1 protein-coding gene is annotated in these 887 nt (G+C 57.8%); it reads right to left on the bottom strand.

The window, feature by feature from the left end; genetic code table 11:
• Positions 1-324 precede the first annotated feature (324 nt).
• Positions 325-887: transposase (locus C6558_RS38785; RefSeq protein ID WP_146160994.1), on the bottom strand; the 563-nt coding region annotated here is incomplete at its 5' end.

Raw genomic sequence — 887 nt, 5'->3', positions numbered from 1 at the left:
GTCTGCTCTTATGTTCGTTTGCAAGCTTTTAGTCATAACTCTTTCCTTTCCGGCTTTGACGACGAAAGCATATGCGTGGAGCTGTTGAACAAGGCAGGAGACAGGGCATTTAGACGACGGCTGGCATACTCTTATGCGCGGGTTGGGTACCGCATTTCCGTGTTTTCGTCTGGGGCTGCCTCTGTCTAGGATCGGGCATGGATTTTATCCGCCACATAGCAGACGACGAGGGTTCCCCCACCGGAGCCCTGTCTCCAGCCTTGTCCAACAGCAGATGATTTCAATTTTTGAGTTATGTGTCTCTCTTCAAGCCTGCCATGGGCATTAGATCTTTGCCTTGGGATTGACCTCCTGTCCAATCGCCCACAGGAACGCTGCCATTTCTCGGGCAATGGCGGTGACAGCGACGACCTTCGGCTTGCCGGCCGCCATCAGCTTGCGATAGCGCGCGCAGAGTCGCACCTGGCCTTTCCAGGCAATCTCTCGAACCGCCCTTGGCAGTCCCTCCAGCCGTGCTTGGATTGTCGAGCTTACACGGGCCGGGAAGCGATATGTCCAGGCGCCTTCTATGAGGACCCTTCGCGCGCGCATGTTGCCTGCCTTGGTAATCCCCCCACGCTTGACCCGTTCGCCCGTCGAGCTTTCCGACGGCACAAGACCAAGATACGCCATCAACTGACGGGGATTATCAAAGCGCCTGACATCGCCGATCTCGACCACAAAGGTGACCGCGGTCATGAACGCGACGCCGCGCATTGCTTGGTAGGCGGCCACAACCGGGGCCATCGACCAGGATGCCGCGGTCTCCACCACCAGCTGGGTCAGCCTGTCCAGACGCACGCCGGCATCCTCGATGGCCTGGCAATATTCTGCCAACAGGATTTGGT

Source organism: Ensifer sp. NM-2, assembly GCF_003024455.1.
Classification (GTDB): Bacteria; Pseudomonadota; Alphaproteobacteria; order Rhizobiales; family Rhizobiaceae; genus Ensifer; species Ensifer canadensis.
This window is presented reverse-complemented; position numbering and strand designations above follow the sequence as displayed.